Raw genomic sequence first — 281 nt, forward strand, 5'->3', positions numbered from 1 at the left:
CTAGGGTCCTGTCAAGTTTAACCCCCGCTTCCACTCCCATCTGCCACCCTAATTCCAGCGCTTTGATGTTGCGCTCCGCCGTCCCTTTGGGAGCCCGTTGCTGAACCGCCTGCAAAACATTCTCCCAAGGGATTTGACCACTTAAGGAGGCCACGACTCCCAAAGCGACGACATTCGCGCTTTGTTCGGTTCCAAATTGAGTGCGGGTCGCTTTGGTGATCGGTAATGAATACAGATTCTTACTGCGCGGCTTCACTTCGGTTACTTGGGAATGATCCACG

General features: G+C 53.7%; 1 protein-coding gene. It reads right to left on the reverse strand.

The genetic code is table 11. From position 1 onward, the window contains the following. Positions 1–281 (reverse strand): 2-oxoacid:acceptor oxidoreductase family protein (locus UF75_RS25985; RefSeq protein WP_045577395.1); only part of this gene is annotated, 281 nt, incomplete at both ends.

The sequence above is a fragment of the Desulfosporosinus sp. I2 genome (genome assembly GCF_000960765.1).
GTDB lineage: Bacteria > Bacillota > Desulfitobacteriia > Desulfitobacteriales > Desulfitobacteriaceae > Desulfosporosinus.